General features: G+C 40.5%; 16 protein-coding genes. 5 read left to right on the forward strand and 11 right to left on the reverse strand.

The window, feature by feature from the left end:
- Positions 1–255: 255 nt before the first annotated feature.
- From bioD to bioB, 4 genes are read right to left on the reverse strand one after another with little or no spacing between them, the layout of a single operon-like run.
- Positions 256–942: a dethiobiotin synthase gene (gene bioD / locus AC3KZC_RS08630; RefSeq protein ID WP_490577382.1), complete on the reverse strand. Its 687-nt coding sequence runs from the start codon at positions 940–942 to the stop codon at positions 256–258.
- Positions 939–1,715 carry a methyltransferase domain-containing protein gene (locus AC3KZC_RS08635; protein WP_490577383.1) on the reverse strand — a complete coding sequence of 259 codons (777 nt, stop codon included), beginning with the start codon at positions 1,713–1,715 and terminating at the stop codon, positions 939–941. The genes bioD and AC3KZC_RS08635 overlap by 4 nt, the downstream gene beginning before the upstream one ends.
- The gene (locus AC3KZC_RS08640) at positions 1,712–2,848 is read right to left on the reverse strand and encodes an aminotransferase class I/II-fold pyridoxal phosphate-dependent enzyme (protein WP_490577384.1); all 1,137 of its coding nucleotides are present in this window, start codon (positions 2,846–2,848) and stop codon (positions 1,712–1,714) included. The genes AC3KZC_RS08635 and AC3KZC_RS08640 overlap by 4 nt, the downstream gene beginning before the upstream one ends.
- Positions 2,848–3,891 carry a biotin synthase BioB gene (bioB, locus tag AC3KZC_RS08645; RefSeq protein WP_490577385.1) on the reverse strand — a complete coding sequence of 348 codons (1,044 nt, stop codon included), beginning with the start codon at positions 3,889–3,891 and terminating at the stop codon, positions 2,848–2,850. The genes AC3KZC_RS08640 and bioB overlap by 1 nt, the downstream gene beginning before the upstream one ends.
- Positions 3,892–3,986: 95 nt before the next feature.
- On the opposite strand from bioB, the gene bioA reads away from it, so the two are divergent.
- Entirely contained in the window at positions 3,987–5,294 is a 1,308-nt protein-coding gene (bioA, locus tag AC3KZC_RS08650) for an adenosylmethionine--8-amino-7-oxononanoate transaminase (RefSeq protein WP_490577386.1), read from the forward strand.
- Positions 5,295–5,364: 70 nt separating this feature from the next.
- On the opposite strand, the gene AC3KZC_RS08655 is transcribed toward bioA, so the two are convergent.
- Positions 5,365–5,796, reverse strand: coding sequence for an AAA family ATPase (locus AC3KZC_RS08655; RefSeq protein WP_490577387.1), 432 nt, complete (start codon positions 5,794–5,796; stop codon positions 5,365–5,367).
- Positions 5,797–6,360: 564 nt separating this feature from the next.
- On the opposite strand from AC3KZC_RS08655, the gene asnS reads away from it, so the two are divergent.
- Positions 6,361–7,758, forward strand: coding sequence for an asparagine--tRNA ligase (asnS, locus tag AC3KZC_RS08660; RefSeq protein WP_490577389.1), 1,398 nt, complete (start codon positions 6,361–6,363; stop codon positions 7,756–7,758).
- A gap of 140 nt (positions 7,759–7,898) precedes the next feature.
- Positions 7,899–8,279 (forward strand): SpoIIAA family protein, encoded by a 381-nt coding sequence (locus AC3KZC_RS08665; RefSeq protein WP_490577390.1) that lies wholly within the window; start codon positions 7,899–7,901, stop codon positions 8,277–8,279.
- A gap of 37 nt (positions 8,280–8,316) precedes the next feature.
- Here the strand turns inward: AC3KZC_RS08665 and AC3KZC_RS08670 are convergent, their stop codons facing one another.
- The 4 genes from AC3KZC_RS08670 to AC3KZC_RS08685 form a co-directional block, all read right to left on the reverse strand.
- Complete coding sequence (locus AC3KZC_RS08670) at positions 8,317–8,790, reverse strand: GNAT family N-acetyltransferase (protein WP_490577391.1); 474 nt, start codon at positions 8,788–8,790, stop codon at positions 8,317–8,319.
- Positions 8,791–8,888: 98 nt separating this feature from the next.
- On the reverse strand, positions 8,889–9,344 hold the full coding sequence (locus tag AC3KZC_RS08675) for a hypothetical protein (RefSeq protein WP_490577392.1): 456 nt from the start codon (positions 9,342–9,344) through the stop codon (positions 8,889–8,891).
- Between the two features lie 213 nt (positions 9,345–9,557).
- Positions 9,558–9,974: a VF530 family protein gene (locus AC3KZC_RS08680; protein WP_490577393.1), complete on the reverse strand. Its 417-nt coding sequence runs from the start codon at positions 9,972–9,974 to the stop codon at positions 9,558–9,560.
- Between the two features lie 118 nt (positions 9,975–10,092).
- Positions 10,093–10,389: a DUF6482 family protein gene (locus AC3KZC_RS08685; protein WP_490577394.1), complete on the reverse strand. Its 297-nt coding sequence runs from the start codon at positions 10,387–10,389 to the stop codon at positions 10,093–10,095.
- A gap of 220 nt (positions 10,390–10,609) precedes the next feature.
- On the opposite strand from AC3KZC_RS08685, the gene AC3KZC_RS08690 reads away from it, so the two are divergent.
- The gene (locus tag AC3KZC_RS08690) at positions 10,610–12,682 is read left to right on the forward strand and encodes a M13 family metallopeptidase (protein WP_490577395.1); all 2,073 of its coding nucleotides are present in this window, start codon (positions 10,610–10,612) and stop codon (positions 12,680–12,682) included.
- 198 nt (positions 12,683–12,880) lie between these two features.
- Positions 12,881–13,027 carry a hypothetical protein gene (locus AC3KZC_RS08695; protein WP_490577396.1) on the forward strand — a complete coding sequence of 49 codons (147 nt, stop codon included), beginning with the start codon at positions 12,881–12,883 and terminating at the stop codon, positions 13,025–13,027.
- Positions 13,028–13,160: 133 nt separating this feature from the next.
- Here the strand turns inward: AC3KZC_RS08695 and AC3KZC_RS08700 are convergent, their stop codons facing one another.
- Positions 13,161–13,472, reverse strand: coding sequence for a hypothetical protein (locus tag AC3KZC_RS08700; RefSeq protein ID WP_490577397.1), 312 nt, complete (start codon positions 13,470–13,472; stop codon positions 13,161–13,163).
- A 389-nt stretch (positions 13,473–13,861) separates the two neighbouring features.
- Positions 13,862–14,194 carry a hypothetical protein gene (locus AC3KZC_RS08705; RefSeq protein WP_490577398.1) on the reverse strand — a complete coding sequence of 111 codons (333 nt, stop codon included), beginning with the start codon at positions 14,192–14,194 and terminating at the stop codon, positions 13,862–13,864.
- Positions 14,195–14,309 lie beyond the last annotated feature (115 nt).

A 14,309-nucleotide genomic window follows, 5' to 3' on the forward strand; every position in this document is an offset into this window, starting at 1 on the left:
GTACATTAACTGTTAGAACCCACAGTCACAGGCTTTTATTAAAAACTACACTTGAACTTAAATATTGGGATTTTCAGTAAACAAACAAGTGCTTTATACACGATTAATTGTTACAAAATGTCATTCGCTACCTCAGCGCTCCAATACAGTTACCATGTGATAAGTGTGCAACAGCACGTTGCACGACTCAAGCGAAATAAGCATCTAGGAATGAAAATAAATTTTATATAAACAATGAGTTAATGCCGTTTAAACCTATCGATTTTTTAACCCTAATTGTGTAATTAAACTGTCATAGATTTGCAATGTTGGCTTTTCGTTATTAAAAGGTGCAATCGCCAACAAAGGCATAGGCAAACGTTGTTTTAAACTATTAATGTTTTCTTGTTGCATTAGCATAGCCGAATCAACATGATTGGCTATCCAACCAATACAATTGACGCCCAACTGCTGCATATGAGCAGCCGTTAACAACGCATGATTTAAACAACCTAGCTTCATCCCCACCACTAAAATCACCGGTAAGCGCTCTTTAACCACAAAATCATACAAATATTCTTCGTTATTGATTGGTAGTGCCCAACCTCCAGCGCCTTCCACGAGCAAATAATCACTGTCGATTGCTTTAATAGCACGATAAGCCGCGCTTAAACCCGTAACATTGATTGTTGTATTGTTTAATTGAGCTGCAATGTGTGGAGCTATCGGCTCTTTGAACACAAAAGGGTTAACCAACGCATAAGGGGCATTCACATTACTACTTTCAAGCAGTGTTAATGCATCTTCGTTTACCAACTGATCAAATGCCATTTCAGCCCCAGCTGCAATGGGTTTAAACCCTAATGCTTTGTGTTGGTATTGCCCAATTAATTTAAGTAATAAACTTGTGATGTATGTTTTGCCGACCTCTGTATCAGTGCCGGTGATAAAAAAAGAATTCATTTTTCAAGTACCATATAACCAACATAATAGCTTACATAAAACGTGCCTTGCTGGTGTGGATAAGCAGATAAGACGGTTTGAAAGGCTTTTTTGCCTAATAAACCCGTCGGTTGTTGCGCCATTTTAGTATTGGCGCCAATGGCTTTGATTGATTTAAATGCCGCAAGCGCACTATCAAACTCCTGTTGATGGCGCTCAAGGTATACGCGATGGCTTTTAAAAGCGCTTAGTTTTGCACTGGCTTCAAACATATCAAAAGATATAAAATTATTGATATGTTTTTGGTTATCGATGGCATGCCAAGCCTGTGCAATTTCAGCTAAAGAGCCATCGAGTACATTAGTTAAATATAGCCGACCGCCTGGCTTCAATATCTGGTTTAATTGCACTAATAATGCAGGAAAATCCGCTGACCATTGGCTCGAAAAGTTACTAAAAATCGCATCAAAGCTATTGGCGGAAAAAGGCAATGCGTCCATATCCGCACAGCATTTAAAATCCACCAGCGAATCTTCGATTTGCGCCAACATATCAGAGCTTAAATCCAATGCCACAACCTGTTTAAAGTGTTGCTTTAAAGCCGAGACATTAACCCCAGGGCCTGCCCCTAGATCTAAGCAGATCCCATCTCCCACAGGCGTTATGTGCGAAATTAATGCTTGCGCACTTTGTTGTTGAACCAAGGCAAACTCTTGATATTGCTTCGCTGCATTAGAAAATTTTTGTGCACTGACTCGTTTAAAATGCGTGGTACTACCTGAAACGACACTCATAACAATTTTTTCAACTCATCAATTAACGCAGTGATCTGATCTTCACTATGCGCAGCTGTTAAAGTGATCCTCAGACGTGCGGTATTAACAGGCACTGTAGGCGGGCGAATAGCCCCCACCCAAAAACCAGCGGTTTTAAGCTGTTGACTCACCTTTAAAGTGGCATCAGCATCACCAATCACCAAAGGTTGAATGGCTGTATTGGAATGCATAACATTTAAACCCGCCTGTTTCGCGCTTGCCTGAAAAAAAGCAATATTGGCTTGTAGTTGCGCTCTTTGGTTATCAGCAGAAAAAAGAGTGTTAAGTGCGTCTAAAGTCGCCTCAGCCACCATAGGTGACATCGAGGTTGAATAAATATAATCACGATTAAATTGCAGCATAAAATCTTTTACGGCAGTGCTGCATAATAATGCCGCTCCTGACGAACCAAGCGCCTTACCAAATGTAATAATTAATAACTGCGGGCGAGTCACAGTGTTATTAACAAAACAGCTACCAAACCCTTTATCGCCAAGCACACCGAATCCGTGGGCATCATCAATCATTAGCCACGCATTATATTCATTAGCAAGATTGGCCAGTGCATCGATTGGTGCTAAATCGCCATCCATCGAAAACACCCCTTCGCTTACAATGAGCTTGTGGGTTGCTGTCGATTTTTTTAATTTAGCCTGCAAATGCGCGATATCATTGTGATGAAACCGAGACATTGTCGCTTTAGCCGCTAAGCCGCCATCAATTAAGCTGGCATGATTGAGCTTATCTTGAAATATTTCACTATCAGGCTCAGACATTAAGGTTTTAAGCACACTGCTATTGGCGCAAAAACCGCTGGTAAAAAGCATGCACGCTTCAAAGCCCAACGCGTGACATAACTCAGATTCAAGCATTGCATGGCTGTGATGATAACCGGTTACCAGAGCGGAACTTTTACTACCAAGTAATCCACAGGCAATTCGTTTTTGTGGTGATGCAGCAAGACCCAAATAGTCATTACTGGCAAAATTAAGATAAGACCGCCCTGCGACTGTAATTGTTGTGGCGGTGGATGATTCGATTAAAATACGCTCCCGAAGGAGCGCATTTTTTTGTCGTTCAGCTAAAGCAGTCGCAATATACTCAAAGGGCATTAGCGTGCTTCGTAAAAAAGCCCTGCCGTTTCTTTATCGGCAATTGCCGAAGATAACGACGCCTCGTAGGCTTCATCAGAATAATCTTGATGCGTTTCTGGCTTCATGCCCAATTTTTTCAACAATTGCATATCAGCATCGGCTTCAGGGTTTTCAGTAGTCAGTAATTTATCACCGTAAAAAATCGAGTTAGCACCGGCAAAGAAACACATCGATTGCATCTGTTCGTTCATTGCTGTGCGACCTGCAGAAAGACGTACATAACTTTTTGGCATCATAATACGCGCAACAGCGATGGTGCGGATAAAATCAAAATGCTCAAGATCTTCAACGTTCTCAAGCGGTGTGCCTTTTACTTTAACCAACATGTTAATTGGCACACTTTCTGGTTGTTGAGGTAAATTAGCCAAGCTCATAAGTAAACCAAAGCGATCTTTTGCTTCTTCGCCCATACCGACGATACCACCTGAGCATACTTTCATTCCGGCATCACGAACATGATCAATGGTATCTAAACGGTCTTGATAAGTACGTGTCGTAATAATTTGCTCATAATATTCGGCTGAGGTATCAAGGTTATGATTGTAATAATCAAGGCCTGCACTTTTTAGCGCATGCGCTTTGTGGTTATCAAGCATGCCAAGGGTCATACAAGTTTCAAGCCCTAATTCTTTAACGCCTTTCACCATTTGTTCGATATAAGGCATATCGCGATCTTTCGGATCAGACCATGCAGCGCCCATACAAAAACGGGTTGCGCCTTTATCTTTAGCTAATTTAGCTTGCTCAATCACCTTTTCTACTTCCATTAAACGCTCACGTTCAAGATCAGTCTTGTAATGGCCTGATTGCGGGCAATATTTACAATCTTCCGGGCAAGCACCGGTTTTAATCGATAACAAGGTCGAAATTTGAACTTCATTCGGTTTGAAGTTTTGACGGTGTACTGACGCAGCTTGAAATAATAAATCGTTAAATGGTTGTTCGAATAATTCTTTAACTTGGCTAATTGTCCAATCATGGCGGACGATGGCGTGTTGCATAGTGTTCTCTTTTAGTTTGTCTCTATCGCACTTATTGGGTAGTCTAAGGCGCAAACGATAATTGTCAACACAGCTAGTGCACCTAAAGTTTACATATGAACAATAAACAACCAATTGATGTTGAATTTGATAAAAATCACATTTGGCATCCTTACACGTCAATGACAAACCCTTTACCTGTCTACCCTGTCAGTCATGCCGAAGGTAACTTTATTTACTTGCAAAGCGGGGAAAAACTCACCGATGGTATGGCTTCATGGTGGAGCGCAGTGCATGGCTATAATCACCCTCGTTTGAATGATGCTGTCACTCAGCAATTGGCAAGCATGAGTCATATCATGTTTGGCGGTTTAACTCATGTGCCTGCGGTTGAGCTGTGCAAAAAATTAGTTGCAATGACACCAGAGCCACTGCAAAAGGTATTTTTAGCTGATAGCGGATCAGTGAGTGTTGAAGTCGCTATTAAAATGGCGTTGCAATATTGGCTCAGCCAAGGCATTAAAGGCAAAAGTAAACTAATGACCCCTAATAAGGGCTATCACGGTGATACCTTTGCGGCCATGAGTGTATGCGACCCGATTAATTCAATGCACAGCATGTATCAAGGTTTTTTACCTCAACATGTGTTTGTGCCAGCACCTAAAAGTGGTTTTTTTGAAGAGTTTGATCAGCAAGAATCGCTCATTTTACGCGATTACTTTGTTCGTCATCACCATGAAGTCGCTGCGTTTATCATTGAGCCTATCGTGCAAAATGCAGGAGGGATGAATTTCTATCACCCTGAGTATTTAAAAGCTGTCCGCTCACTGTGTGATGAGTTTGATTTACTGCTGATTTGTGATGAAATTGCCACTGGCTTTGGTCGCACAGGGTCTTTATTTGCGGTTGAGCATGCCAAAATAAGCCCGGATATTATGTGTATTGGTAAAGCGCTAACGGGCGGCTACATGACACTTTCTGCAACATTGACTACCAATAAGATTGCAATAGGGATCAGCGAAGGCGAAGCGGGTGTATTGATGCATGGTCCTACTTTTATGGGAAACCCCCTAGCCTGCGCAGTTGCTTGCGCCAGTATTGATCTATTACACCAAAACAATTGGCAACACCAAGTCTCCATGTTAAATCAAGCATTAAAAGATGCTTTATTGCCGTGCCAAACACTAAGCAATGTGGTTAATGTCAGAATATTGGGAGCCATTGGAGTGGTTGAAGTCACTTATCCTGTTGATGTAGCTGTCATTCAACAGCGCTTTATTGAATATGGTGTTTGGATCAGACCCTTTGGTCGTTTAATTTACCTTATGCCACCCTATATCAGTACGCCTGACAATATTAAACAATTAGGGCATGCAATTTTTGAAGTATTGACACGGTATCCAGAGGTTTTGACTGATAAATAAGGTAAAGCCTAAGTTGAATTAGTAATGTGGGCTTATTCAACAATAAAAAGAGTGAATACTGTTCACTCTTTTACCATTCAAACATATAAGCCATTTTACTTATGGTTTTAAGCGCCACATTGTGACTATTGCGCTGACTGTATAAATGCTGCATCGACTTATCTTTAATATCGCCTACAATCACTTCCTTTACTTGATAACCTAACGCATGAGCGACCTCAAGATAAGGGAGGAATTCCCACTTTTTGATATTGGTATTATCAACTATCACTAATGGTACTTCTTGACCAAGCGCACGAACAAAACGAGACAAATTTAAACTGTGATACTCAGGTAATTTAAACTTATCAAAATGATAACCGCCTTGTTGATAGAAATAATCATCGGTTGAACAAATCAAAAATTGGTTTTCATCGCCATTAACTAACTCTTGGCATAATTGTTGTGCGTAATGGCTTTTACCACTGCCAGGTAAGCCTCGTAATATAAAAACTTGTTTCATGTTATAAACTGACAACTAAAAGAAAAGAAAGGGAAATAATCAACAAAGTGATTAAATTAACTTTAAGACTATCACTTTGTCGCCTTGCACGAAAGCGATTCAATACAATGGTTAACAATGATAAGCCGACGCATAGATATAATAAAGTCAGTAACACTTCCTTGGGTGTACGCAACCACCCTTCGCGCACTGATAAATCGAAATAACGAATAATACCAAATTCAATTTCTGGCCGCGCGTAATGAAACAAGATTAATGCTGCTAAAAATACTAGCCAAGCCGTAATATTAAATCCCCACACGATTCTGATAAAAACATCAGGACTTTTCCTACGCTCGTGCACGTTATTCACTTCTTATCATCACGGTAACTACACATTATAAAAACGCAGAACTGTCTAAAATACAAGCATTAATGTTTGAAAAGCGTTTAAAGTGTTTTTTTCTGGTAAATTCAAAGGTAAGATAGCTCTCCCATCGCTTAGGCACGCTTAAGTAAAATTATTTAATTTGCACATTCGTATTGTTGTAAATAGTACAGGCAACGTTAATCATTGGAGTGAAAATGAGCCATTCAGCAATAGCACAGCTATTAAAAGGCGCAGTTGCAGTCGATAGTCAGGTCACAGTTAAAGGCTGGATCCGTACTCGTCGCGACTCAAAAGCAGGTATTTCTTTCTTAGCCGTTCATGACGGTTCTTGTTTTGACCCTATTCAAGCTGTAGTGCCTAATTCACTTAATAATTATAATGACGTTACCACTTTAACAGCAGGTTGTTCAGTTGAAGTAACCGGCAAATTAGTTCGTTCAGAAGGTCAAGGTCAATCATTCGAAATCCAAGCTGACGAAGTAAACATCGTTGGTATGGTAGAAAACCCTGATACTTATCCAATGGCGGCAAAACGTCACAGCATTGAATATTTACGTGAGCACGCCCATTTACGCCCACGTACCAACATGATTGGTGCCGTAACACGCGTTCGTAACTGTTTAGCGCAAGCTATTCACCGCTTTTACCATGAGCGTGGCTTTTTCTGGATCAGCACCCCAATCATCACAGCCAGTGACTGTGAAGGCGCAGGTGAAATGTTTCGTGTATCAACCTTAGATATGCAAAACTTACCGCGCGATGACAAAGGCAATATTGATTACAGTGAAGACTTCTTCGGTAAAGAAGCATTCCTAACAGTATCAGGCCAATTAAACGGCGAAACGTATTGCTCTGCGATGTCGAACATTTATACCTTCGGCCCAACATTCCGTGCCGAGAACTCAAATACTTCACGTCACCTTGCTGAGTTTTGGATGGTTGAACCAGAAGTTGCGTTTGCTGATTTAAACGACATCGCAAAATTAGCTGAAGACATGCTGAAATACGTTTTCTCAGCAGTGCTTGCTGAGCGTCGTGATGACATGGAGTTTTTTGCCGAGCGAGTTGAAAAAACAGCTATTTCGCGTCTTGAAAGCTTTGTAGAAAAAGACTTTGCACAAGTTGACTACACAGAGGCAATCGAAATCCTTAAAAACTGCGGTAAGAAATTTGAATTCGCGGTTGAATGGGGTGTCGATTTACAATCTGAGCACGAGCGTTACTTAGCCGAAGTACATTTTGAGTCTCCAGTGGTTATTAAAAACTACCCTAAAGACATTAAAGCATTCTACATGCGCCAAAATGAAGATGGCAAAACAGTGGCTGCAATGGACGTTGTTGCACCAGGCATTGGCGAAATCATCGGTGGTTCACAACGTGAAGAACGTTTAGATATTCTTGATGCACGTTTAGAAGAAATGGGCTTAAACAAAGAAGACTATTCTTGGTACCGTGACTTACGTAAATACGGCACAGTGCCGCATTCAGGTTTCGGCCTAGGATTTGAGCGTTTAGTGGCGTATGTAACGGGTATGGGCAACGTACGAGATGTAATTGCCTTCCCACGCACTAAGGGCAGCGCAACCTACTAAGCGCAGCTTTCAATTAATAAAAATCGGCTTTTTAGCCGATTTTTTGTTTGTAAAACCACATAAAAACCTGCGTCAGATCAAACAACACCCAACTGGCTATGATAGGATCCTATTCTCTTTCAAATCCAAGGTGCTTATCTATGTCTCGAATTACTCACGGATTAAATATTGGCCTAGAACGCCACGGCGATACGCTTTTTCTGTCATTGAAAATTATTGGCACTCTCACTCACGAAGATTACACCCGAATTATTCCCATTATCGAAAGCGCTATTTGCGGCCTAGAACACCCTAAAGTAAATGTGTTGATTGATGCCGATGAACTGACTGGTTGGGAATTACGTGCAGCTTGGGATGATTTAAAGCTTGGCTTAAAACATAATAATGATTTTGGTAAAGTCGCCATTTATGGCCATAAATCTTGGCAAGAAATCATGGCTAAAATAGCCAATTGGTTTATTCGTGGCGAAGCAAAATACTTTGAAGATAAAACAGCAGCGCTAAACTGGCTGTTTGATTAATATAGCCACCCGCAAAAGCAGCTAAACACGCTTAGGTTTAACAGCTTTGCTCTAATTCAGGAGCAAAATTAAACCGCATATGGTACTCATGCTCGTCTTCACCAATTAAGTTAAAGCCCATTCGGCAATATAATTGATACGCAGGATTTGATTTTAAAACGGTTAAATTCACTGTTTTAGATGTGTTTGCTAGCAATACTTGTTTTAAAATAGTGCTGCCAAATCCTTGGCCTTGATGCTCAGGGTGTATTTGTAACTGCATAATCTCAAACACTTTGTCATTGAAACGATATTTAATAGTACCCAAACAAGTGGCATCACAATATATCAGATAAGAACAATGATAATGATCGTGTAAACGCGTTAGATGCTCATCAGGAGATAAAAAAATCCCTGCATTTTCAAGATGCGGCACCATAGTAGCCAAACGTAACGCTAATAAATAATCTTCATCATGAGCTTGGGCTGGAATAAGCGTAAAACGGGGATCATGCAATTGTATTTGGCGCATTAATTACACTCTTTTGTGGGCAGGTAAATCAGCATAGCGTTAAAAAAATCTGGAAGCAACAAGCTGTACTCGCCCCATTACTGACAAGTAATGTTTTATCAGTCTGTTATTGACAGGCTCACCAGCCTTTCTTGACGTTTAAATCGCTGATAATGCAGCACCATCACCACAACCACAGCGCACCATGCTACTAAAAAAACAAAACTAGAAGAAACAGCCCCTGACGCTGAAAACAGCAGCATAACCGGAGGGTAAACGGTAAATAAAAAAACCGAGGTCATTTTCACTTTTTTAACATTAACATAAATAAACGCCATAAAAAGTAATACAGTTACCACCGTAGTCATTTGAATCATAAAACTAAGTAAACCTGCAAACACGACAGCTGAAAATAAGCCTCCGGTTAAATCTTGCATGAAAGGTAAAGTGAGTCCATGGACCAGCAATGTGAAAACAATTGAGAGGCCATGTAATAAAAATCCGTGAGTAATAAACATTTTTACCGGGACAGAAGAGGTAATAAAACGAGTCGTCAGTTCAGTGTCTTGATGCACAGTCAGTCCTTTGTCAGTGTGAGAGTAAATGAATCATTCATTTAGGGTGGCAATAATACTGAGCTTATTATTATTTCACAATGAAAATAAGCTCAGTAAATACAACAAAAAATCCGGTACCGCGTAGCAATGAATGAGAAGTAACCAAGCGAGGTTAAACAATCAGTGATGTAAGCTAAGCTTTACCCGAAAAATGCGTTAATGTGAATGCGGTTAAATGCCCCAAGGATTATCAGAGGTTGAACGCTTTTTACGAATACGCGCCTGATCTTTTAATGCCTTTTTTTCTTTAATGCGCTTAGCTTCTGTAAAACTTAACTCGCACGGTAATCCTGGTTTATGCTCTGGCGGAATAGTACGATCTCGTGGCGGTAATAAATACTGAACATCGTCTGGCTTAGGTAAATTTTTGAACCGATACAGATAAAAATTTTCAAACTTTTCCTTTGCCCAAACCGTTTTTCGTAAAAACTTAACGGTTGACTCAATGCTCGGATTATTTTTTAAACATTGTAGTTCTAAATACGCATGTAAAATTTCAAAGCCATATTGTTCAACTAGCTCAGCAACAACCTGCTCTAATTTAACGCCATGAAGTGGATTATTGCCAAATGGCTCGTTAGTACTCATAGGTATGCATCTTAATTGGGATCTTTGCTGCTAATTATAAGTTTTATCGCAAGCGGTAGATAGTACAATATTCCAAAGCACCAAAGCTAAAGCGGTTCAGGCAAGTAATCGCTATAGGTTAATACAGCTTATTATCACCAAGTGAAACTTCCATTTCATTGTTAATTTTAGTTGGACCACCGACCATTTCATCATAGGCACTTAATTGCCGCACCACTTGCTTTTTTGCTTTAACAAATTGGCATTGTCGTTGTAATAATAAAATATTATGACTGTTTAAACGCTCGTTCCTGTCATCGGTGATCATGTATTCTTTGCCCTCAACGACAGCGCTGACGTTATATAACGCGCATTCAAGGGAATGAAACACCAGCTTTTCTACTTCAAAATACTTTTCAAGTTTACTTAATTTCATAAAAAGCTCCTTTAAACTTATCACTTATACGATGTTGTTACACAATAAGATCGAAAAATCCCCATGCTTGCTGATCATGAGCGCCATTAAATTAATCGACGGTTTAAGCCATTCACCTCAAAACATTTGTCTCGCTGTACGTAATCAATAACAATCGATAGCGCTAATACTTAATATTACAAAAGCCTAACCTTATCAAAGGCTCTTTCAGGGGATCGTAATGAAAAAAAACGTAATCGCTGCAGCGCTTGCTGCAGTATTTATTTCTGGCTGTTCACAACCAGAATCAACAGAACTTAAAAAAACCACACAAGCCGAAGCGGCCGCGCCCGCAAAAGCTGAGCTTGGTACGTTCGGTATTGATTTAACGGCACGTAACGAAGCAATAAAACCAGGCGACGATTTTTTCATGTATGCCAGTGGCACTTGGTATGACAACTATGAAATGCCATCAGATAAAACTCGCTATGGTGCGTTTACCGCGTTGGCAGATAAAAGCGAAGATCGTGTAAAACTCATCATAGAAGAAATAGCCGCACGCACTGACTTAAACGCTGAAGAACAATTGATTGCTGATTTCTACAACGCATACATGGATACAGCCACACTCAATAAACTCGGAGCGACACCATTAACCCCTCTTTTAACCGAAATTAATGCCGCGTCATCAGCTGACGATTTGGCAAAACTGTTCGGTCAGTCATGGTTAACCGGTGTTAAAACCCCATTGGGTGGCGGTATGTGGTTTAACCGCATCGATCCTAATAAATACGAGATGTCGATAGGTGCAGGTGGTTTAGGTTTACCCGATCGCTCGTACTATTTAGAGCAAGAAGCGCGTTTTGTTAAAACACGCGACGCCTATGTCGCCCACATTGCCGACATGCTTAAATTTGCGGGTATCGAAAATGGCACTGAGCGTGCAAAAGCAATTTTAGCCCTTGAAACAAAAATTGCGCAAGGTCATTGGCCACGTGAAAAACGCCGCAATCGCGATTTAACTTTAAATCAAATTGCGCGCACAGAACTAGCTACAGCCTACCCTGGTTTTAACTGGGATGTGTACTTTGCCCAGACAGGTTACCAAGTACCACAACTAAACATGTCGCAGCCTGAACCAATTAAAGCCATGATTGACCTTATCAATCAAGAAGACATTAGTGTTTGGAAAGATTACTTAACCTACCACGCACTAAGCGGTAATGCGGAATTATTATCTGAAGAAATTTTCCAAACTAACTTTGCGTTTTATGGCACAGAGCTAAATGGTCAGCAAGAGCCACGTCCACGCTGGAAACGTGCTATCAGCCAAATGTCAGAGACCGACTCACTTGGTTTTGCAATTGGTAAAGTGTACGTAGCACGTTATTTCCCTGAATCTTCAAAACAGCAAATGTCTGAATTAGTTGAAAACTTACGCACAGCTCTTGGCGAGCGTATTGATAATCTAGATTGGATGGGCGCAGAAACGAAAGTCAATGCGCGTGCAAAACTAGCCGCCTTTGTACCAAAAATTGGTTACCCTGACGTATGGCAATCATTTGATGGTTTAAACATCAGTAAAACTGATTTAATGGGTAATGTGAGAAACATGCGCGAGTTTTTCCAAGCCGAAAGCATTGCCAAAGAGCTGAAAAAAACCGACCGTAACCGTTGGGGTATGACACCGCAACGAGTAAACGCCTATTACAACAGCTCATTTAATGAAATCGTCTTCCCAGCAGCTATTTTACAACCGCCGTTTTTTGATCCAAATGCCGATGCAGCGGTTAACTACGGTGGCATTGGTGCCGTTATCGGTCATGAAATGGGCCACGGTTTTGATGATCAAGGTTCAAAATCAGACGCCGAAGGCGTGCAACGTAACTGGTGGACAGACGCCGACCGTGCCGCATTTGACGCTAAAGCCGACCAATTGGCCGCACAATACAGTAAATACGAACCGATTGCGGGCAACTTCGTTAATGGCCGTAACAGCCTAGGTGAAAACATCGGCGACGTGGGTGGTTTAGCCATGGCTTACCATGCTTACCAACTAAGCTTAAATGGCAAAGAAGCACCAATTATTGATGGCCTAACGGGTGACCAACGCTTTTTCTTAGCTTGGGCACAAGTATGGAAAGAAAAACGCACCGAGCAAAGCATGTTAAACCAATTACGGGCAGGTACCCACGCACCGGGTCAATACCGCGCGCAAGCACCTCGTAACCACGATGCATGGTATAAAGCGTTTAATGTGCAACCGGGTGATGCGTTATACCTACCAGAAGATCAACGCGTTCGCATTTGGTAATCAACTCAGATCGTTTAACTACCGAAGCAATCTAGGTCAGTCAAAATGACAATAAAAACAACCCGCCAGTGCGGGTTGTTTTTTTATCTTATATAAATATGGGTTAAAAAAATGGAAAAATAGCTTGCCTAAAAAAATAAAAAACCTATTATCGAAACAAATGGGGTGCCCATTTTTTATAATTAATAAGGAAATACTATGAGTTTTATAGTTAGTTTAATGACAGTTTTCGTTTTAAATTTTACACCAATTACCTCAGACCCTACACCAAGCAGCAAAGTCTGTGTGAACCAACCAATTGGCGACCCTGAACACTGGGAATGTATTGATCCATACGGACCATAACATTACATATAGGGGCTAAGCTGCAAAGCAAACCTCTATTTCTACCGTTTAAATATGTAGAACATTGACCCTGATATTTCCTGCTTTAAATACCGCACAGGTTTAAAAAGCATTTAAAACGCCACTCTATAACCTAAATAACATCAAGGTTATTTTTTTCAGCAATATATTTAATCGCCTGCGGATCGTTATTGATCTGCCGTTCGATGATATCTAATAATTTAGATTTTGGAATAAACGCAAAAAAAGCCCCGCCATCGGCATTAACTAGACCACCAAAGAACACAGCCAGTGCGGCAGTATCTAAATAAGTATGGTTTATGCCAACAAAACGCAGCGCTATCCAAACAATCAGGCTCACAATGCATAAAATCAGGATATTTCTTCTTATTTTTAACTGACGTTTCGCTTTAAGAAAAAGCTCAATATCGTTTTCATTTATCATATTTTATAAAACTCCATTTATTTGTGAACAATACGAAAAAAATCGCATTATTGCTGGTATCAAAGTTAGCCAGCTCGATTTTACCGGTTAGGCTATTTTTCGCGACATATAGAAAAACGTGTCATCTTCTTTATCTACCGCAAAGCCATTTCTCTTGTATAGAGTATATGAAGGGCTAATTTTGAAGCGCTCATTGATTTTAAATAAATTTTTAGAGCTAACGCCCGACCTAAAGCCACCATAAAACAAAATGTGCAGGGGTAAGCACCGAGCTATCTAAACGAATACTTACCTAAACGCGGCCAAAAATAGAGGCAGAGCTTTGCTCGCCTTCGCAAGCAGGCTTGCACCTACAAGGTAAAAAAGGCAAACAAGTTTTTTATCCGGTTTTAATTAACTTTTGTGTCTGCTGATTTAGTGTAGGTGTACTCACACGAAACTACTGCTGCGCATAGACCGCTTAATGCAAGAAAAAAGATAGCACTAACCATACACCAAATACTGCCAATAATTGCCACGCCACTAAAATCTGGGGTGTTGTAGGACATTGTTCCCCCGCCGAAGTCTCTTGCAATAGCGTCCGAACCTAAGAACGGAATAGCGACTGCTAGTAAGATAGTCACTATAAACAATATGTAACTTAACAGGCCGGTAAATCGTGCTGCAAACAATAGCGGTTTAATATTGTCAGACTTCAAATTGCTATAGGGGTAAAATTTCATATAAATTCCTTTTTTAAGATGTTTAGTTTGTGTTTAGAGACATAACAGCTTTATATACCCATTAAAGGTGTTTAAGCACATTAAAATAGCTCGTTCAACTCCCCCCCCCATAATA

This window comes from Pseudoalteromonas sp. J2K-J031 (assembly GCF_058197095.2).